General features: G+C 70.9%; 19 protein-coding genes and 1 pseudogene. 10 read left to right on the top strand and 10 right to left on the bottom strand.

Annotated features, from left to right (window positions below):
* Window positions 1–221 precede the first annotated feature (221 nt).
* The 4 genes from lipB to OO62_RS30100 all read left to right on the top strand — a co-directional run bounded on the left by lipB (window position 222) and on the right by OO62_RS30100 (window position 3,272).
* Window positions 222–1,037, top strand: a complete 816-nt coding sequence (gene lipB, locus OO62_RS30115) for a lipoyl(octanoyl) transferase LipB (RefSeq protein WP_051733730.1) — start codon at window positions 222–224, stop codon at window positions 1,035–1,037.
* A gap of 132 nt (window positions 1,038–1,169) precedes the next feature.
* Window positions 1,170–2,120, top strand: coding sequence for a lipoyl synthase (gene lipA, locus OO62_RS30110; protein WP_033270803.1), 951 nt, complete (start codon window positions 1,170–1,172; stop codon window positions 2,118–2,120).
* 212 nt (window positions 2,121–2,332) lie between these two features.
* The gene (locus OO62_RS30105) at window positions 2,333–2,551 is read left to right on the top strand and encodes an SCO2195 family GlnR-regulated protein (RefSeq protein WP_033270802.1); all 219 of its coding nucleotides are present in this window, start codon (window positions 2,333–2,335) and stop codon (window positions 2,549–2,551) included.
* A 10-nt stretch (window positions 2,552–2,561) separates the two neighbouring features.
* Window positions 2,562–3,272, top strand: coding sequence for a DUF4191 domain-containing protein (locus OO62_RS30100; RefSeq protein WP_033270801.1), 711 nt, complete (start codon window positions 2,562–2,564; stop codon window positions 3,270–3,272).
* Window positions 3,273–3,361: 89 nt separating this feature from the next.
* On the opposite strand, the gene OO62_RS30095 is transcribed toward OO62_RS30100, so the two are convergent.
* The gene (locus OO62_RS30095; protein WP_077192249.1) at window positions 3,362–3,829 is read right to left on the bottom strand and encodes an RDD family protein; all 468 of its coding nucleotides are present in this window, start codon (window positions 3,827–3,829) and stop codon (window positions 3,362–3,364) included.
* Between the two features lie 293 nt (window positions 3,830–4,122).
* Here OO62_RS30095 and glnA point away from each other — a divergent pair, with 293 nt between their 5' ends.
* Complete coding sequence (glnA, locus tag OO62_RS30090; protein WP_033270799.1) at window positions 4,123–5,532, top strand: type I glutamate--ammonia ligase; 1,410 nt, start codon at window positions 4,123–4,125, stop codon at window positions 5,530–5,532.
* A 235-nt stretch (window positions 5,533–5,767) separates the two neighbouring features.
* Here the strand turns inward: glnA and OO62_RS30085 are convergent, their stop codons facing one another.
* From OO62_RS30085 to OO62_RS30070, 5 genes are all read right to left on the bottom strand, one after another.
* Window positions 5,768–6,325, bottom strand: a complete 558-nt coding sequence (locus OO62_RS30085) for a DUF5994 family protein (RefSeq protein ID WP_033270798.1) — start codon at window positions 6,323–6,325, stop codon at window positions 5,768–5,770.
* Window positions 6,326–6,712: 387 nt separating this feature from the next.
* Complete coding sequence (locus OO62_RS30080; RefSeq protein WP_033270797.1) at window positions 6,713–7,135, bottom strand: YjbQ family protein; 423 nt, start codon at window positions 7,133–7,135, stop codon at window positions 6,713–6,715.
* 237 nt (window positions 7,136–7,372) lie between these two features.
* The gene (locus OO62_RS30075) at window positions 7,373–7,645 is read right to left on the bottom strand and encodes a hypothetical protein (protein ID WP_033270796.1); all 273 of its coding nucleotides are present in this window, start codon (window positions 7,643–7,645) and stop codon (window positions 7,373–7,375) included.
* A gap of 109 nt (window positions 7,646–7,754) precedes the next feature.
* On the bottom strand, window positions 7,755–8,027 hold the full coding sequence (locus tag OO62_RS40935; RefSeq protein ID WP_077192252.1) for a hypothetical protein: 273 nt from the start codon (window positions 8,025–8,027) through the stop codon (window positions 7,755–7,757).
* Window positions 8,028–8,424: 397 nt separating this feature from the next.
* On the bottom strand, window positions 8,425–8,850 hold the full coding sequence (locus tag OO62_RS30070; RefSeq protein ID WP_033270795.1) for an ATP-binding protein: 426 nt from the start codon (window positions 8,848–8,850) through the stop codon (window positions 8,425–8,427).
* Between the two features lie 163 nt (window positions 8,851–9,013).
* On the opposite strand from OO62_RS30070, the gene OO62_RS30065 reads away from it, so the two are divergent.
* Together OO62_RS30065 and glpK are read left to right on the top strand one after the other, a co-directional pair.
* Entirely contained in the window at window positions 9,014–9,781 is a 768-nt protein-coding gene (locus OO62_RS30065; protein WP_033270794.1) for an IclR family transcriptional regulator, read from the top strand.
* Window positions 9,782–9,819: 38 nt separating this feature from the next.
* Window positions 9,820–11,331 carry a glycerol kinase GlpK gene (gene glpK / locus OO62_RS30060; protein ID WP_033270892.1) on the top strand — a complete coding sequence of 504 codons (1,512 nt, stop codon included), beginning with the start codon at window positions 9,820–9,822 and terminating at the stop codon, window positions 11,329–11,331.
* 76 nt (window positions 11,332–11,407) lie between these two features.
* On the opposite strand, the gene OO62_RS30055 is transcribed toward glpK, so the two are convergent.
* Entirely contained in the window at window positions 11,408–11,809 is a 402-nt protein-coding gene (locus OO62_RS30055) for a carboxymuconolactone decarboxylase family protein (RefSeq protein WP_033270793.1), read from the bottom strand.
* A 134-nt stretch (window positions 11,810–11,943) separates the two neighbouring features.
* Between OO62_RS30055 and OO62_RS30050 the strand changes: the two genes are divergently transcribed.
* Window positions 11,944–12,831, top strand: a complete 888-nt coding sequence (locus OO62_RS30050; protein WP_051733729.1) for a LysR family transcriptional regulator — start codon at window positions 11,944–11,946, stop codon at window positions 12,829–12,831.
* Between the two features lie 21 nt (window positions 12,832–12,852).
* Here the strand turns inward: OO62_RS30050 and OO62_RS30045 are convergent, their stop codons facing one another.
* The 3 genes from OO62_RS30045 to OO62_RS30035 form a co-directional block, all read right to left on the bottom strand.
* Window positions 12,853–13,374 (bottom strand): MarR family winged helix-turn-helix transcriptional regulator, encoded by a 522-nt coding sequence (locus OO62_RS30045; RefSeq protein ID WP_033270792.1) that lies wholly within the window; start codon window positions 13,372–13,374, stop codon window positions 12,853–12,855.
* Window positions 13,375–13,412: 38 nt separating this feature from the next.
* Entirely contained in the window at window positions 13,413–15,275 is a 1,863-nt protein-coding gene (locus OO62_RS30040) for a choline/carnitine O-acyltransferase (RefSeq protein WP_078617429.1), read from the bottom strand.
* Between the two features lie 175 nt (window positions 15,276–15,450).
* On the bottom strand, window positions 15,451–16,320 hold the full coding sequence (locus tag OO62_RS30035; protein WP_033270791.1) for a HalD/BesD family halogenase: 870 nt from the start codon (window positions 16,318–16,320) through the stop codon (window positions 15,451–15,453).
* Between the two features lie 312 nt (window positions 16,321–16,632).
* Here OO62_RS30035 and OO62_RS30030 point away from each other — a divergent pair, with 312 nt between their 5' ends.
* Window positions 16,633–18,648 carry an NADPH-dependent 2,4-dienoyl-CoA reductase gene (locus tag OO62_RS30030; RefSeq protein ID WP_033270889.1) on the top strand — a complete coding sequence of 672 codons (2,016 nt, stop codon included), beginning with the start codon at window positions 16,633–16,635 and terminating at the stop codon, window positions 18,646–18,648.
* A gap of 47 nt (window positions 18,649–18,695) precedes the next feature.
* A pseudogene (locus tag OO62_RS38395) lies at window positions 18,696–19,109 on the top strand (PadR family transcriptional regulator); the annotation flags it as partial.
* Window positions 19,110–19,147 lie beyond the last annotated feature (38 nt).

Below are 19,147 nucleotides of genomic sequence, written 5' to 3'. Positions count from 1 at the left end.
GTCCGGCATGCTCATCGCCCTTGTGGAACGGCGTGAATGTAACGGCCCTCAGGAGCCGTTCTCGCCGCCTGGGCCACGCGTTCATCCGATCGTGTGAGCAGGGACGGGACCCGGACAGTGGCCGGTACACCGGCCGCCTGAGGGGAACGGAACCGGCCGCCGTACAGTTGCATGGGCGCCAGGGCACTGAATGTGCGACACAGGTTCGAAGAGGAGCTGCCGTGACTGCGATCTCTCGGGGGGAGACCCCCGCACCCGAGGGGCTGCGCTTTGTACACCTGGGCTTCGGCGCCGAGGCCGTGGACTACGAGTCGGCCTGGCAGGAGCAGCGCCAGGTACACGCCGCCCGGTTCGCCGACGAGGTCCCCGACACCTGCCTGCTGCTGGAGCACCTGCCCGTGTACACCGCGGGCCGGCGCACGACCGACGACGAGCGCCCCCTGGACGGGACGCCGGTCATCGACGTCGACCGCGGCGGGAAGATCACCTGGCACGGACCCGGCCAGCTGGTGGGCTACCCCATCCAGAAGCTGCCGCGCCCGGTTGACGTGGTCGCGCACGTCCGCCGCCTCGAAGAGGCGCTGATCGCTGTCTGCGCCGAGTTCGGCGTCGAGGGCAGCCGGGTCGAGGGCCGCAGCGGCGTGTGGGTCCTGGGCGACCCGGTGGAGGAGCGGGCGGCCCTGGGCGGCCTGAACCTCGACTTCGACCCGCGGATGACGGACGAGCTGTTCGACCCGCGGCTCAACGGCCCCGAGTACGCCCCGTCCAACGCCGGCCAGCGCCGCGAGGACCGCAAGCTCGCCGCGATCGGCATCCGCGTCGCCAAGGGCGTCACGATGCACGGCTTCGCGCTGAACGTGAACCCGGACAACACCTCGTTCGACAAGATCGTGCCGTGCGGCATCCGTGACGCGGGCGTCGCCTCCCTCGCCGGGGAGCTGGGCCGCGAGGTGACCATCGCCGAGGTGCTGCCGGTCGTCGAGAAGCACCTGCGGAATGTCCTGGAGAACGCCGAGCTGCTGCCCCGGGCGGTCTGACCACCACGGCAGTGCGGGAATGCGACCCTGCCACCCGGGGTTGCCACGCACGTAAAGACGTGCGAATCAACGGGCGTACCCTGGTGTACGCCGCAGAAACGAATGCCGCGTGAGCAGAGAGGGGCGCCGGTCGTGTCCGCAGTCGCACCCGACGGACGCAAGATGCTGCGCCTGGAGGTCCGGAACAGCCAGACCCCCATCGAGCGCAAGCCCGAGTGGATCAAGACCCGGGCGAAAATGGGTCCCGAGTACAACCACCTCCAGGGCCTGGTCAAGAGTGAGGGCCTGCACACGGTCTGCCAGGAGGCGGGCTGTCCCAACATCTATGAGTGCTGGGAGGACCGCGAGGCGACCTTCCTCATCGGCGGTGACCAGTGCACCCGCCGCTGCGACTTCTGCCAGATCGACACCGGCAAGCCGCAGGCGCTGGACCGCGACGAGCCGCGCCGGGTCGCCGAGTCCGTGCAGACCATGGGCCTGAAGTACGCCACGATCACCGGCGTCGCGCGCGACGACCTGGAGGACGGCGGCGCCTGGCTGTACGCCGAGACCGTCCGGCAGATCCACGCCACGATGCCGGAGACCGGCGTCGAGCTGCTGATCCCCGACTTCAACGCGGTGCCCGAGCAGCTGGCCGAGGTCTTCTCCTCCCGCCCCGAGGTGCTCGCGCACAACGTGGAGACGGTCCCGCGGATCTTCAAGCGGATCCGCCCCGGCTTCCGCTACGAGCGCTCGCTGGAGGTCATCACCAAGGCCCGCGAGGCCGGCCTGGTGACCAAGTCCAACCTCATCCTGGGCATGGGCGAGGAGCGCGAGGAGATCAGCCAGGCGCTGCAGGACCTCTACGACGCGGGCTGCGAGCTGATCACGATCACCCAGTACCTGCGCCCGTCGGTCCGCCACCACCCCATCGAGCGGTGGGTCAAGCCGGCCGAGTTCGTGGAGCTCAAGGAGGAGGCCGAGGAGATCGGCTACGCCGGCGTCATGTCCGGTCCGCTGGTCCGCTCCTCCTACCGCGCCGGCCGCCTTTACCAGCAGGCGATCCAGAAGCGCGAGGTCGAGGCGTCCAGTCAGGCGGTTTGAGCTCTCCGGCGCGCCGTCTTGTGAAACGTGGCACATGCTGGGAGACGCGGCCCGCACTCCCCCGGACGGGGGGCGTGGCGGGCCGCGTCAACGTTTCATTGGTGTTTGACCGGCAGGTCATCCGTTGGTAACACCTTTCCGTGACGATGGATGCACGCACCGCTCCTGCACCACCTCCTGTTTCATCGACCGACCCGAGGGAGTCACCCACCATGCAGGCCGCGCCGCTCCGCGCCACCCCCGCCCTCTCCCGTCCGTCCGTCGCCGGTGCCCTGCGCGCCGTCGAGGCCGTCCTGATGCGCAACGGGCAGCGCACCGCCCGCCGTAACGCCTGGACCTCGGTCCTGGAGGACCGCCGCCGCGCCAAGGACCGGTACGAGGCCGAGTACGTACTGGAGGCCGCGGCTACCAGCCGTCCCCAGGCCACGTAAACTTCGCTGTATGGCGAGGAAGGCAAACTCAGACGGCGCTGCCGGCGCTGAGAACTCCGGGCGACTGAAGCAGATCGCCCTGACCTACAAGATGACCCGTCGGGTCGACTCCAAGGTCGGTCTTGTCGTCGCTGGCGTAGGCATCGTCGTATTCGGCGTTCTCCTTGCCATCGGCTTCGTGATCGGCCACCCCATCTACGCGGGGATCCTGGGCTTCGTCCTGGCCTTCCTCGCGATGGCGATCGTCTTCGGACGGCGCGCCGAGCGAGCTGCCTTCGGGCAGATGGAGGGCCAGCCCGGTGCGGCGGCGGCCGTGCTGGACAACGTCGGGCGCGGCTGGACCGTGACCCCGGCGGTGGCCATGAACCGCAGCCAGGACGTGGTGCACCGCGCCGTCGGCAAGGCCGGCATCGTGCTGGTCGGCGAGGGCAATCCGAACCGTCTGCGCGGCCTGCTGGCCGCGGAGAAGAAGCGGATGGCGCGCACCGTCGCGGACGCCCCCGTCCACGACATCGTGGTGGGCGACGGCGAGGGCCAGGTGCCGCTGAAGCGGCTGCGCACGACCCTGCTGAAGCTGCCTCGGGTGCTGCCGGGCGCACAGGTCACCGTCGTCAACGACCGGCTGCGCGCGCTGGGCGACCTGATGAGCAACATGCCGGTGCCGAAGGGTCCGATGCCGAAGGGCATGCGGATGCCCAAGGGCGGCGGCAAGACGCGCTGAGCCGGCCGGCTCGTACACAAACGGGTGGGCCCGGGACCGTCATGGTCCCGGGCCCACCCGTTTCGGTTTCGGTTCCGGCTCCGCGGTGGCTACATCCGGACCTGCACGGCGCGGCTGAGGCGGTCGTGCAGTCCCCGCCCGTCCCGGTCCCAGACGACGGCCGGGATGACCACGACGAGCAGCAGCGTCCGCAGCACGACCCGCGGCAGCGAGATCCGGCCGCCGCCCTCGGCGAGCACCCGCAGGCCGAGCAGCCGCTTGCCCGGTGTGAAGCCGACCGTGCCGACCGTCAGCACGCTGAGCACCGCGAAGACCACCAGCGCCCAGTTGCTCGCGGACTGCGCCTTACCGCCGCTGAGCAGGCCGTATGCGATGAGCATGCACAGCGCCCAGTCGATGAAGAGGGCGGCGAAGCGGCGTCCGGGGCGGGCGAGCGAGCCCGGCCCCTCCTCCGGCAGCCCGAGCCGCTGCCCGCGGTGTCCGAACTCGACACCCATGTCCTCGGCTGCCGCGCGGGGCCCGGAGATCCACGATCCGATTGCTTGCCTGTTGTCCACCCGACCACGGTACTGCGACCGCATACGTTCCCCGCGGGGAGGTCGGCGGCGGGGCCCGGACGGCACCGCGACAGCAAGGGACGGAGTGCCGCACCGGGCGATTCACAATGTCCCGCTTTGACGCACACTGGGGGATAAGAGCAGCCGCGCGGCGGTTAACCTCGGCGAAACAATTGGGTCATGCTTGGGAAATCCCGCCTGCCTATGGTCGGGCGAGCGCGCCACCGCACTTGGTCGCGTTCCGAGTAGCAATCCCGCGTCCGCCGACCGGTGACCGGGCTAGGAGGAGTTGGATGTTCCAGAACGCCGACGAGGCCAAGAAGTTCATCGCGGACGAGGACGTCAAGTTCGTCGATGTCCGTTTCTGCGACCTGCCGGGTGTGATGCAGCACTTCACGATCCCGGCAGCGGTCTTCGACCCGGCCGAAGAGCTGGCGTTCGACGGCTCCTCGATCCGCGGTTTCCAGGCCATTCACGAGTCCGACATGGCTCTGCGCGCGGACCTCTCCACCGCTCGCGTGGACCCGTTCCGCCGTGACAAGACCGTCAACATCAACTTCTTCATCCACGACCCGATCACGGGCGAGCAGTACAGCCGCGACCCGCGCAACATCGCCAAGAAGGCCGAGGCGTACCTCGCCTCCACCGGCATCGCGGACACCGCGTACTTCGGCCCCGAGGCCGAGTTCTACGTCTTCGACAACGTGCGCTTCGAGACGAAGTCGAACGAGTCCTTCTACCACATCGACTCCGAGGCCGGCGCCTGGAACACCGGCTCGGAGGAGAACAACCGCGGCTACAAGGTCCGGTACAAGGGCGGCTACTTCCCGGCCCCGCCGGTCGACCACTTCGCCGACCTGCGTGCCGAGATCTCCCTGGAGCTGGACAAGGCCGGCCTCCAGGTCGAGCGCCAGCACCACGAGGTCGGCACCGCCGGCCAGGCCGAGATCAACTACAAGTTCAACACGCTGCTCGCCGCCGCCGACGACCTGATGCTCTTCAAGTACATCGTGAAGAACGTCGCCTGGCGCAACGGCAAGACCGCGACCTTCATGCCCAAGCCGATCTTCGGTGACAACGGCTCCGGCATGCACGTCCACCAGTCGCTGTGGCAGGCCGGCGCGCCGCTCTTCTACGACGAGCAGGGCTACGCGGGCCTCTCGGACACCGCCCGCTACTACATCGGCGGCATCCTCAAGCACGCCCCCTCGCTCCTCGCCTTCACCAACCCGACGGTGAACTCCTACCACCGCCTGGTCCCCGGCTTCGAGGCCCCGGTCAACCTGGTCTACTCGCAGCGCAACCGCTCCGCGGCCATGCGCATCCCGATCACGGGCTCCAACCCGAAGGCCAAGCGCGTCGAGTTCCGCGCGCCGGACCCGTCCTCGAACCCCTACCTCGCCTTCTCGGCCCTCCTCCTGGCCGGCCTGGACGGCGTCAAGAACAAGATCGAGCCCGCCGAGCCGATCGACAAGGACCTCTACGAGCTCGCCCCCGAGGAGCACGCGGGCGTCCCCCAGGTCCCGACCTCCCTCCCGGCCGTCCTGGACGCCCTCGAGGCCGACAACGAGTACCTCCAGCAGGGCGGCGTCTTCACCGCCGACCTGATCGAGACCTGGATCGACTACAAGCGCACCAACGAGATCGCCCCGATCCAGCTCCGCCCGCACCCGCACGAGTTCGAGCTGTACTACGACATCTAAGAGCGGGCGCCCGGCGACCTGGGCGTAGTCTGAAAAACCAGCTGTGACCTGCGGAAACTCTTCTCGTGAGTTCTCGTGGGTCACAGCTGTTTTCCGCTCCCTCGTGCACCGCGTGTGCACCGCCTGGCCAGTTCTCTGATGGGACGTCAGGTTGACCGGTGAGGGCCGCTACCCGGATCCGGGTAGCGGCCCTCACTGGTTGGGCGACGCTTCGGGGCCCTTGCATATCAGCTGGTCAAGCCGGCGGAAGCCCTCGCGAATCGGTCGGCAGGCTCGCTCCGTGGCCGCCTTCGGAGTCCCAGACCGAGACCAGGGACAGTTCCATCTCCTCCGCGATCCGGCGTTGCTCCGCTTCGTCCATCAGGGCGCCCGCCGTGAGGATGCCCAGCGGATCGGCGGCCTCGGTCATGAGCCGGGCGGCCGTGGCGGCACCGGTCTCCGGAGGGATCACCAGGAGGTCCCAACGGCCAACGTTGTAGGAGAACAGCAGCAGCTTGTGGGGATCTTGCTCGGCCCTGAACCAGCCGACACCCACCACATGCCCGTCGACGGGCACCTTCCGTGGGATGGTTGGCCAGAACGTGGGGTTCACCGTGACGTGGGTGATCCGCCCCCACAGCGGGTCCAGGACGGCCGTCAGTGCGGGAAGTTCCGCCGTGAGGTCACGGGAGCGGGGCCACCACGCACCGTCGAGCAGAGCCGGAGCGGTGCCGACCGGCGCCAGCATGAGTCGGAGGGGCAGCGAAGCGGTCCGGCCTTCGAACGCAGGCGGATACCGAATGGTCGTGGTCATGATGCACGCCCTGCCCCGGGCTGACCGTAACCGGCCCGGTGTCGTGAATCGCCGAAAACGACACGAGCATGGGAGCTGGTGTACGGAGTGCCCTCGGTAGTTCCAGCTTACTGCCGTTGAGGCCCGCCGGACCGATGCGGAGCGACGGGGCGAACGGCACAGGAGGCCGTGGGGTAGCCGACCCGAGAATTACCTCGTTAAGGGGGTAAGACCAGCGGTTGAGCGGCTCGGGCCGGAGCGGCCCTGGCCGGCTGCTCGGTGGTGGCCCTCATCCGGCTCCGCTTGTGATCGCGGGGACGAAGCCTCCCGTGCGGGCATCTGGGCTGTCTCGTACGGCACGGGCTGCCAGCAGGGGCGGTCAGCCGCAGGACCGGGTGGGTCGTGTGGTCAGCTGAGGAAAGACAGCCGGACCTGGCGTTCCGGGCTGTCCCTGTCGGTGTTCACCAGTACGACGGACTGCGAGGTCCCCAGCTCCAGCTCACCATCGACTACGGGCAACGTGGCGTGTGGTGGCACCAGAGCCGGGAGCATGTGGGCGCCGCCGCGGCCTGGACCACTGTGGCGGTCCCGCCAACGGTCGTCCGCGGGAAGAATGTCGCGGAGGGCCGCCAGCAGGTCGTCGTCACTGCCCGCGCCCGTCTCGATGATCGCCAGGCCGGACGTAGCGTGGGCGGTGAAGACGTTCAGCAGCCCGTTTCGCCCGTGAGCGGCCTCCCGGAGGAACGCGGAGCATGCGTTCGTGAGGTCGTGCAGGGTCTCAGTAGAGCCGGTTGCGATGTTGATCGTGCGGGTGGTGAAGGTGCCAGCCATGGTTCACCGGTACCCCACTCGCAGCCCGAGCCCTAACGGCCGGATGGGTTGTTCTTCCGGATCTCCGCCGGTAAGGGCACGCGCTCCCGTCCCTGACAGATTCCTCGTGCCGTCGCATCCGAGTCCGGCAAGCGAGATCTGGACCGCGACTTCCTCGCCCGCCCGGCCCCACACGCATCCTTTGGCGATACAGGCACTGTGGCGGTCGAACGGACCGGACGCCGCCTGAGCATTGCGTCAACCGTGCTCTTCTTCTTCAGCCTCCATGCGTCGAATGCCCTGGTGCGTCAGCGTGACCATGGCCGGCGTATTGCCCGAGACCCAGTCGACCGTGATCAGGCCCTCGCCCACCAGATAGGTGCAGGCGGCCGCCAGATCCTCTTCGGGGATCGCGAGTTCCTGGAGCAGCTTCGCCCCGGTAACACCCAGAAGGCGGTTGCCTTCAGTGGCCTCGTAGAGAGCCTGCATGATCTTCTCGCGGTACGCCTTCCGGTCGGCTAGTGATGCCATGACTGCCACCTCTGGGGAAAATGTGCCGTGCTATCGCGGCGGAGGGGGCCGGGACGCCCGGTCGAGGAGCCGACCCTGTCGCAGCTGCCGAATCTGAGGCCCGGCTTTTTCAGACCTCGTCCGGATGCGGGCGGCCACGCGCGGCCGACTTACTTGCCACCAGCCACGGCGGGGCCGTCGCATGGGGCTCGGGGGTGTGAGTGGTGTCCACGGTCATGTGGAGCCGGGTCCCGCCATCGTGGCCGGCAGGGTAGCTGCGCTGTTCGGTGGCAGGGAAGCAGTGCCGCAGAACTTCTGCGACCCGGCGGGCAGCCTCGGGGGATGCGGCGACGATACGGACCTCGGCTATCCCTGCCGAAGGCATCGTTTCTGTCGGTCTCATGCCGGCCTCTCTGTCAGGCGAGGTGCCCACGGGGTGAGGCGAAGGCTCACACCCACCGCCGCCAGCCATGGAACGTTGGCGTCCTCGCCGCCCTCATCGTGCTGTCCGCGGCGCGTTGCCGACGTACGGCGGGATGATCCGTCCCGGCCCACCGCCGGACTTCGCGCTCCGGCAAGGCATCGCCGCAGTGGGAAGCTTGCGTCCCTCTCGTTTCCGCCGGGAGGAACCACCGCCAAGGGGAGCGGTCGAAATATCCCGGTGTGTTCACCGTACTCCGGCCGACGGTCCACCAAACCCACACACGACCAGGCGTTCGTGGAGGCGGCCCGTTGCCCTTACCGCCTTCGACGGTCGGAGCGTGCGAAGAGGTCCTCCAGCGGTGCCGGGGCTCACCGGCTCATGCGGGGAGGAGCTCCGCCCACCAGGTGACACCGCCCGCGTGGATCCGTGTGCCGCACTCGGCCGCCAGGGCGGTGACGATGCCGAGCCCGCGGCCGTGCTCGCCCGCGGCGGACTCGGCGGCCGGCCAGCCGGCCGGTGCCGCCGGCCCCGCGTCGATGACCTCGATACGCAGGCCGCTGCGCCCGTCGGCCCCGACCCGCGACAACCGCAGCGTCGCCGGCGGCACGGCGTGGACGACCGCGTTGGTGATCAGTTCGGAGATCACGAGGAGGGCGTCCTCGGTGAGGTCCGGGGCCAGATTCCAGTCGGCCAGGACCGTGCGTATCCGCCGGCGTACGACCGAGACGGCCTCGGGGATGTGCGGCAGCGGAAAGACATATTCGGCCGCCTCCCGAACCGCCGCACCAAGCTGTGCCGTCATGCCTCCTCCTCCGGTGCCCTCTGCCGGCTGGACGCCGGGCTTGAGAGGGACGCTATGGGGGACGGTGGGGGCGGTCAATGAACAGCGGTCGGCATTACCGAACGCTCTGCTGCGCAAGGGCCGTCTCTCCCGAAGATGCCGACCGCGGGACTACGATTGCCTCATGGCCGGCCCGGTCCAGTCGATCGAACGGGCGGCGGCAATTCTGCGTCTGCTCGCCAGCGGGCCCCGTCGGCTCGGGCTGGGTGAGGTGGCCGGGTCGCTCGGACTGGCGAAGGGCACCACCCACGGCATTCTGCGCACCCTGCAGAACATCGACTTCGTCGAGCAGGACCCGGCGACCGGGAAGTACCAGCTCGGGGCCGCGCTGCTGCACCTGGGCACCAGCTATCTCGACGTGAACGAGCTGCGGTCCCGCTCCATCAACTGGGCCGACGCGCTGGCCGCCCGCAGCGGGGAGGCGGTGCGTCTGGGGGCTCCTCTGGAGGGCAAGGTGCTGATCGTCCACCACGTCTTCCGCCCCGACGACACCCTCCAGACCCTGGACGTGGGCGCACTGCTGCCCCTGCACGCCTCCTCGCTCGGCAAGGTGCTGCTGGCCTTCGGCAGCGTGCCCCTGCAGCCGGCCGTGGAGGCCGGGCTGGAGGCGTACACCCGGCACACCCTGATCACTCCGGAGCGCCTCTCCCGGGCACTCACCGAGATCCGGGAGCTCGGGTGGGCTGCCGAAGTACAAGAGATGATCACGGGCGAGGCCGGCGTCGCCGCGCCGATCCGGGGCCACGGTGGCCTCGTCGTGGGCGCCATCGGCGCCTCCGGCACGGTCGAGCGGATCTGCGATGCCAAAGGCGTCCCGCAGCCGGCCCTGGTCACCCAGGTCCGCCACGCCGCCCGGGCGATCTCCCGGGATCTGGGGGCCGCCCGCTGGTGAGCCCCGCCGCCCTCGTGCACCGCAACGGAAGGCTGATCATGGTTGAGCGGTATGTGATGTCCATCGATCAGGGCACCACCTCCACCCGGTGCATCCTGTTCGACCACCAGGGGCGGCTGGTGTCGGTCGCCCAGCGGGAGCACCAGCAGCACTTCCCCCGGCCCGGGTGGGTCGAGCACGACGCCGTCGAGATCTGGCACACCCTCCAGCGCGTGGTGCCGCACGCACTCTCCGACGCCGATGTCCGCCCCGAGGAGATCGCCGCCATCGGGATCGCCAACCAGCGGGAGACGACCGTGCTGTGGGACCGGCGTACGGGCACCCCGCTGGGCAGGGCGATCGTCTGGCAGGACACCCGTACCGCCCCGCTGGTCGAGGAGCTCAGCAGCCGGCCCGGGGCCGAGTTCTTCGTCCGGCGCTGCGGCCTGTCCCCCTCCACGTACTTCTCCGCCCCCCGGATCCGCTGGCTGTTCGACCACGTCGACGGGGTGCGGCAGCGCGCCGAGGACGGCGAGGTGCTGTTCGGCACGATGGAGAGCTGGCTGATCTGGAACCTCACCGGCGGGCCGGCCGGCGGCATGCACCTCACCGACGTCACCAACGCCAGCCGCACCATGCTCATGAACATCAGCACCCTCGACTGGGACGAGGAGCTGCTGGAGTTCTTCGGGGTCCCCCGCCCGATGCTCCCGGAGATCCGCTCGTCGGCCGAGATCTACGGAACCGCCCGTACCGTCCTCCCGGGCGTCCGGATCGCCGCGGCACTCGGTGACCAGCAGGCGGCGCTGTTCGGGCAGACCTGCTTCGCCCCCGGGGAGGCGAAGTGCACCTACGGAACCGGCAGCTTCCTGCTGCTCAACACCGGCACCGACCTCGTACGGTCCCGGCACGGACTGCTCACCACGGTCGCCTACAAGATCGAGGACCAGCCCGCGGTCTACGCACTCGAAGGCCCGATCGCCGTCACCGGCTCGCTGGTCCAGTGGTTCCGCGACCGGCTGGGGCTGATCAGCACCGCCCCGGAGATCGAGACACTCGCGCGCACCGTCGAGGACAACGGCGGCTGCTACATCGTCCCGGCTTTCTCCGGCCTGTACGCGCCGCACTGGCGCAGCGACGCCCGCGGGGTCATCGTCGGCCTCACCTCGTACATCACCAAGGGGCATCTGGCCCGGGCCGGGCTGGAGGCCACCGGCTGGCAGACCCGGGAGGTGGTCGACGCCATGAACGCCGACTCCTCGCTCGCCCTGAAGGTGCTCAAGGTGGACGGCGGCATGACGTCCGACAACCTGCTCATGCAGTTCCTTGCCGACGTGCTCGACGTGCCCGTGGTGCGCCCCATGGCCGTCGAGACGGTCTCCCTGGGCGCCGCCTACGCCGCCGGACTCGCCGCCGGCTACTGGCCCGACCTGGAGGTCCTGCGCCGCAACTGGCACCGGGCCGCCGAGTGGTTGCCGGACATGGACCCCCAGCGGCGGCAGTCGGAGTACGAGAACTGGAAGCGGGCGGTCGAGCGCTCGCTCTGCTGGGTCCGGCCGCCGGGTGGCTGAGGTGAGGGCGGGAAACCACGCGAGGGCCGCTACCCGTGACGGGTGGCGGCCCTTGGCGGGTTCGGGGGCGGGCGGGTCAGCCGATGTTGGTGAGGGGGAGGAGGCCGCGGTCGGCGAAGACCTTCTTGGCTATCAGGGTGGCGTTGATGGAGCGGGGCATGCCGCAGTAGACGGCCGCGTGCAGCAGGGCCTCGGTGATCTCGGTGGGGGTCAGGCCGACGTTGAGGGCGGCGTTGATGTGCACGTCGAGTTCGATCTCGCAGCCGCCGAGGGCCGTCAGTACGCCGAGGGTGACCAACTGGCGGTCGCGCGGCGGGAGTTCGGGGCGGGCGTACATGTCGCCGAAGGCCCAGGCGACCACCTGGTGGCCCAGCTCCGGTGAGGTGTCGGCGAGGGAGTCGACGATGCGCTGCCCCGCTTCGCCGTCGACCTGCTCCAGGACCTTCATGCCGTACGCGTAGCGGTCTTCGCGGTTCATGGTGTTCTCCTCGGGAGGGGGAAGCGGGGGCTCCGGGTTGGCCCGGTGCGTTGTGCTTCAAGCCTGGTGGACGGGGCGGCCGGGGCTGCCTTGCAGGCATCGGTGGGTATGGTTGCCATGCCTGGGAGGTATGGATGGAGCTACGGCTACTCGGTTACGCGGTCGCGATCGCGGAGGAGGGCAGCATCAGCGGCGCGGCGCGGCGACTGCATCTGACGCAGCCCACGTTGAGCCGTCAACTGCGGGAGATGGAACGGCAGTTGGGGACGAAGCTGTTCGTCAGGGAGGGCCGGGGGCTGACGCCGACGGCGGCCGGTCAGGTGCTGGTCCGGCGGGCGGTCGGGGTGCTGGCCGAGGCGGAGGCCGCGCTGAGGGACGTCCGGCTGGCCGCGCAGGGCATGACCGGGCGGCTGACGGTGACGTTCGCCGGTTCGGGCATCAACGGGCCGCTCGGTGGCGCGCTGAGCCGGGTGCGGCGGGAGCTCCCCCGGGTGGACCTCCAGCTGGTGGAGAGTTTCAACGACGCCGAGATGTCGAGCGGCGTGCTGGAGGGCCGCTTCGACCTGGCGGTGCAGCGCCTGCCGATGCGCGACGCCCGGCTGGCCACCCGGGTCTGGTGGCAGGAGCCGCTGACGCTGTTCCTGCCCGCCGGGCATCCGCTGGCCTACTCCCCCGAACCCGCGCCGCTGACGGCCCTGGGGCAGATCCCCCTGGTCATCTGGCCGCGGGAGGTCTCCCCGCGGTCGTACGACGAGATCATCGCGCTCTGCCACCGTGCCGGCGTCGTGCCGAAGGTCAGCGCCGAGGGCCGCAGTGTGCAGACGCTCCTGGCGCTGGTCGCGGCCAAGTTCGGGGCGGCGGTGCTGGCCGACTCGCACCGCGCGCTGCGCCGCATCGGCGTGACGCCCCGGCCGCTGGCCGACACCTCGACCACGCTGCACCTGGTGTGGCGTGCCGAGGAGACCGACCCGCTCGTCGAGCGGCTGCGCGCGGTGCTGACCGATGTGGTGGGGAGTGGGTGACGGGCCCGGGGGCGGCGGCCGTCAGCGGGGTGGGTGGTCCGGCCAGCCCAGCGGGTAGGCGTGGTGGCCGGCCGGGGGGACGGCGGGCTCGCCCGCCGCTTCGGTGAAGGCGGTGAGGGCCTCGATGAGGGCCGCGCGGTGGGCGGGGTCCATGCGGCTGACGACGGCGGCGATCTCGGCGCGGCGGCGGGCGGTGACCTCGTCGACGACGCGGCGGCCGGCGTCCGTCAGCTGGATCAGCGTCTCGCGCCGGTTGTCCGGGCTGGCCTGCCGGCCCGCGAAGCCGACGCCGGTCAGCCGGTCGATCATGCGCATCGCGGTGGAGGGGTTGACCCCGAGGAGTTCGGCGACCGTGGACAGGTTGGCCGCGCCGTGCACGGAGAGGACCACCAGCAGCCGGAACTGGGGCAGCGTGATCTTGTCCTCGACCGCGGTCAGTGAGCGGGCGGAGACCCCGACCAGGACCCGCGAGGCGGTCAGTACCGCGCGGGTCACCGCGTCGACGTCGCCGGCGTCCGGCGACCTTCCCTTGCTCTCGGTCATGCTCCTTTCTACCGCGGGAGGGAGGTCGCCGGGCGGGCTCACCCCGTGGTCAGCAGTTCCCGCAGGTCGCGGACCGCGGTACGGAGGTGGTCGGCGAAGGCGTGCATCCGGTCGGCCACCGGGGCCGGGGTGCTCAGGTAGAGGTGGAAGCGGTCGGGGAGGAGGACGTAGGCGACGCCGATGCAGCGGCTGCTGGTGGAGCCGAAGCCGAAGTACTGGATGTGGGTGGAGGGGGCGGAGCTGGTGCTCAGGTAGTCGTCGCGCAGGGTGAGCCAGCCGGGGCTGCGGTAGAGGGCGGGCTGTTCGGTGAGGCCGAGTTCCGGGCCGCGGCGGCGCTGGATGAGTTCGAGTTCCCACAGGTGCTGTTCGGGGGCGTCGCCGGCCTGGCACTGCTGGGCGCGGGTGACGTGGGCCGCGGCGGCGGTACGGAGGGCGGCACGGCGGGTTTCGGGGTCGGTCGCCGGGTCCTCCATGGCGGCCACGAACGCCACGATCTCCGGGGTGACGACGCGCATCGCCTCGGTGCGGCCGCGCCGCCACTGCCGGGTGGCGATCGACTCGTAGGTGGCGCCCAGGTGTCCCTTGGCGCGCTGGTGGGCCAGCTGGTAGGCGAGCTGGACGAAGGCGTCCGGGGAGACGCCGAGGGACTTGGCGGTGGTGGCCCCGAAGTCGTCGAAGGCGACGGTGCGGGTGGCGGTGTCGGCGCCGTACTGCGCGAAGGCCGCGGCGGCGGAGTGCACCTGGTCGCGCAACGCGTCGTCGAGGTGGAAGGTGAGCGGGCTCAGGGCGGGCGGCCCCTGGGGGCGGGCGCCGGAGAGGCGGGAGTGTTCCTCGGCGGGGGTGGTGAGCAGGGCGTCGACGAAGCTGAGGATGGTGGTGCCGTCCAGCTCGCAGTGTTCGACGTTGATGCCGGCCCGGCCGTCGGCGAAGACGACGAAGGAGACGGCCTTGTCGAACCAGCGGTTGCCGCGGTCGCCGTAGAGCAGTTCGTCGCAGGTCTGCTGGGTGTCGACGGGGGCGAAGTCCTCCAGGCAGACGCAGAACAGGGCGGTCTCGACGTCGTCGAGGGCGGCGGCGTTGGCGGGGTGGTGGGCGAGCAGCGCGTCCCGGGCGGCCGCCCATTCGGCGCGGGCCATGGTCGTGAGGTGGCCGACCGGGGCGTCCGCGCCGGGCGGCGGCGCGCCGGTGCCGGCCTCGACGACGGCACGCAGCCCGGCCTCCAGCTCGTCCAGGCTGTGCGGTACGCCGTCCGGGCCCAGGACGTCCAGCTTGACCATCCCGCCGCGGAAGAAGACCACGATGTGCCGGGCGTCGGACGGGCCCGGCCAGTCCTCGGTGTACGGGGCGCGGACGGTGTCCTGTTGCGCGCCGGGGATCCGGGTGGTGGAGAAGAGGAACTTGTTCTGTTCCATGCTCTGGGGGCGGCCGCGCTGGACCACGGGAGGGATGAGTTCGCGGTCCAGTTGGTGCTTGTGGTTCAGGGCGGCGGCGATGAGGCCGGCCGCGCGTTCCAGCTGGGGCCGGCCGGTGTCCTGGAAGAGGAAGAAGAAGTTGGCGTTGAGGGCGATGCGGTCCCGGCGGCCGAGGTAGCGGTAGGGCCAGAAGGTGTCGAGCCAGCTGTGCACGCCCTTGGTGGCGTTGTACTCCTCCAGGGCCGACTGGAGCACCCGGCCGGGGCCGTCGGGCCGGAGGAAGGCGGCCACCTCCGCCTCCGTCGCGGCCAGTTCGCCGGCGGTCAGCAGCGGCCCGCACCAGGCGAGGAACCGCGCACAGCTCTCCTCCAGGGAGGGCAGCGGGACCCGCGGGAGGCTGTCCTCCAGCGCGAAGGTCGTGGTGGGCGCGGGAGGCGCGGGGGCGGTGGGGGTCGTCGGGGTGGCCGGTGCGCCCTGACTGTGGTTCACGTCCGGTCTCGATTCAAGTCGTCGGTGCGTGCGGGTGCCTTGGGACTACCAGAGCCTGCTCCCACGGGGTGGCGAACCGCCGCCGTTTGAACACCTTTTGGGTCGGGAGGGGTCTGGCGTACGGGTGGGGGCGGTGCGCCGCCGCGTCAGCCGGCCCGGGAGCCGGTCGCCGCGTTCAGTCCAGGAGCCGGTCGCCGCGTACGGCCCGCCCCTCGGCCGCCAGGTGTTCGGGCCGTACCCGGCCGAAGAGCTGACGGGTGCGGGCCACGCTCCCGATGACACCGGGGCGCTCGCTGTAGGCGAAGATCGCCGAGTGCCGTGCGGTGTCGCCCTCGACGGGGCTCACCCGGTGCAGCGAATAGCGGCCCTTGAACAGCTGGAGGTCGCCCGGGCGGAGGGTGAGGCGGCGGGTCAGCCGTTCGCCGCGGCCCTCCAGGACGTCCCGGACGTCGGGGAAGTGCTCGTCGTGCGCGGAGCGGATGTTCGGGCAGTACTCGAAGATCCCGCCGGAGTCCGCCGCCTGGGTGAGCATGCTCACCGTGAACTCGTTGGTGTCGAAGTGCCAGGGGTGTTCCTTGCCGGGCTCGACGACGTTGAGGACGAGCCCGGAGAGCGGGTCGGCCAGTTCGTGCAGCCGGGGCAGCCGGAAGCAGCGGGCGAGGAAGCGCTGGAAGGCAGCGTGCGTGTACAGCCGGCTGATGAGGGAGCCCTCGGGGATGCGGTCCCGGGCGACGAAGGCGTTGCCGCGCTCGAAGGACGTGCGCCCCGGGTGCCCGGCCGGCAGGGAGCGGTCGACGGCGATGTTGTACACGTTGACGGTCTCGACGTCGGCGTGCGCCCGGGGGGCGAGGGCGGCGCACTCGCGCCGCAGGACCTCTCGCTGCGCGGGGTGGATGAAGTCCGGCAGAACGGTGCAGCCGACGGTGTCCAGCTCGTGCCGGGCCCGGTCCACCACCGCCTGCGCGGCGGCGCTCTCCGGCTCCGACAGGGGGTAGCGGGCGGTGTCGACCACCCGATCCAGCGTCATGGCTTCCAGCGTGCTCATACGTTCCTCTCCACGTGCGTGAACACCTGCGTCAACTCCCCCGTGCAGAAGCGCACTTGAAGCTGCCACAGGGGCCGGGGCGTTGTCTGTGACCCGACACACGATGGCGGCGTGCGGCGGTTCAGGGGTAGACCACCGCCGCCACCTGGTAGGGGGCCCGTCACCTTCGCGTCCGGGATCGGCGGGCCCCGGGTCCGTACGAGCCGGTCGCGCGTCGGCTCGCTCACAGTTTTTGCAACTTGTTGCATAAGGGGCCGGGGCTGGTCTACAACGGTGCGTACGTCCACCGCGCAAGGAGGCCCGATGAGCCCCGTGACCCCGTACCCGCACCTGATGAGCCCGCTCGACCTCGGTTTCACCACGCTCCCCAACCGGGTGCTGATGGGGTCGATGCACATCGGCCTGGAGGAGGCGGAGAACGGGTTCGCGCGGATGGCCGCCTTCTACGCCGCCCGGGCGCGCGGCGGCGTCGGCCTGATGGTGACCGGCGGCATCGCGCCGAACGACGCGGGGCGGCCGTACGAGGGCGGGGCGAAGCTCACCACCGAGGCGGAGGCCGCGCAGCACCGGACGGTGACCGACGCGGTGCACGCCGAGGGTGGCCGGATCGCGATGCAGATCCTGCACTTCGGGCGGTACGCGTACCACGCCGACCTGGTTGCGCCGAGCGCGCTGCAGGCGCCGATCAGCCCGTTCGTCCCGCACGCGCTCACCGACGACGAGGTCGAGCAGACCGTCGAGGACTATGTGCGGGCGGCCGAGCTGGCCCGGTCCGCCGGGTACGACGGCGTCGAGATCATGGGCTCCGAGGGCTACTTGATCAACGAGTTCATCGCCGGGGCGACCAACCACCGCACGGACCGGTGGGGCGGCTCGTACGAGAACCGGGTGCGCTTCCCGCTGGAGATCGTCCGGCGGATCCGTGAGCGGGTGGGTGCGGACTTCATCCTGATCTACCGGCTGTCGATGCTGGATCTCGTACCGGGCGGCTCGACGCTGGAGGAGGTCGTCGCGCTCGCCAAGGAGATCGAGGCGGCCGGGGCGACGATCATCAACACCGGGATCGGCTGGCACGAGGCCCGCATCCCGACCATCGTGACGTCGGTGCCGCGCGGGGCGTACACCTGGGTGACCAAGCGGCTGATGGGCGCGGTGACCGTCCCGCTGGTGACCAGCAACCGCATCAACACCCCCGAGGTGGCCGAGGAGCTGCTCGCCGACGGGCGGGCGGACATGGTGTCGCTGGCCCGGCCGTTCCTCGCCGACCCGGACTTCGTGGTGAAGGCGGAGGAGGGGCGGGCCGCGGAGATCAACACCTGCATCGGGTGCAACCAGGCGTGCCTCGACCACACCTTCAGCGGGAAGCTCACCTCGTGCCTGGTCAACCCGCGGGCCTGCCACGAGACCGAGCTGGTGCTCGCGCCGACCCGGCTGCGCAAGCGGCTCGCGGTGGTCGGCGCCGGCCCGGCCGGGCTCGCCTGTGCCGTCTCGGCGGCCGAACGCGGCCATGACGTCACGCTGTTCGACGCCGCGGCGGAGATCGGTGGGCAGCTGAACCTCGCCCGGCGGGTGCCGGGCAAGGAGGAGTTCGACGAGACGCTGCGCTACTTCCGTACCCAGCTCGCCCTGCGCGGCGTGACGGTCCGGCTGAACACCCCGGTCGCGGCCGGGGACCTCGACGGGTACGACGAGATCGTGGTCGCCACGGGCGTCACTCCGCGGGTCCCGGAGATCGAGGGGGTCGACCACCCGAGCGTCGTCAGCTACCTCGACGTGCTGCGCGACGGCGCGGCGGTCGGCGAGCGGGTGGCGGTCCTCGGGGCGGGCGGGATCGGCTTCGACATCGCGGAGTTCCTCACCGACGCCGGGGACGCGGCGAGCCAGGACCCCGAGGCGTACTTCCGCGCCTGGGGCGTGGACACCACCTACGGCGAGCGCGGGGGGCTGCGCGCGCCCGAGCGGCCGAAGCCGCCGCGCCAGGTGCACCTGCTCCAGCGCAAGACGTCCAAGGTGGGCGCCGGGCTCGGCAAGACGACGGGGTGGATCCACCGCACCGAGCTGCGGCACCGCGGTGTGACCATGGTCGCCGGGGCGACGTACGAGCGGATCGACGATGCGGGGCTGCACCTGACGGTGGACGGTACGACCACCGTGCTGCCGGTCGACACCGTGGTGCTGTGCACCGGCCAGGAGCCGCGCCGCGACCTCTACGAGGAGCTGCGGGCCGCCGGGCGCGCGGTGCACCTGATCGGCGGGGCGGACGTCGCCGCCGAGCTGGACGCCAAGCGCGCGATCAAGCAGGGCACGGAGCTCGCGGCGGCCCTGTGAGCCGCGGACGCCGGGTGGCCCGCGGTCGCGGTGCCTAGGATTCCTCCATGTCACTCCCGCACGCGATCCTCACCGCCCTGCTGGAAAAGCCGTCGTCGGGGCTGGAGCTGACCCGCCGTTTCGACCGGTCGATCGGCTACTTCTGGTCGGCGACGCATCAGCAGATCTACCGGGAGCTGGGGAAGCTGGAGCGGGCCGGGTTCATCCGGGCACTGCCGTCCGAGCAGCCGGCCCGCGGGCAGAAGAAGGAGTTCGAGGTGCTGCCCGCGGGCCGCGCGGAGCTGACCGGCTGGGCGTCGGGCGAGCAGGAGCCCAAGCCCATCCGGGACGCGCTGCTGCTGCGGCTGCGGGCGGCCGCGGTGGTGGGGCAGGCCGGTCTCGACGAGGAGCTGCGGCGCCATCTCGGCCTGCACCGGCGGCAGTTGGCGGAGTACGAGGAGATCGAGGGACGCGACTTCGGGGCCGCGGGGGCCGGGGGGGGGGGGGCGCCGGGGGACGG

Origin of the sequence: Streptomyces lydicus, from assembly GCF_000717345.1 — a bacterium.
GTDB lineage: Bacteria > Actinomycetota > Actinomycetes > Streptomycetales > Streptomycetaceae > Streptomyces > Streptomyces lydicus.
This window is presented reverse-complemented; position numbering and strand designations above follow the sequence as displayed.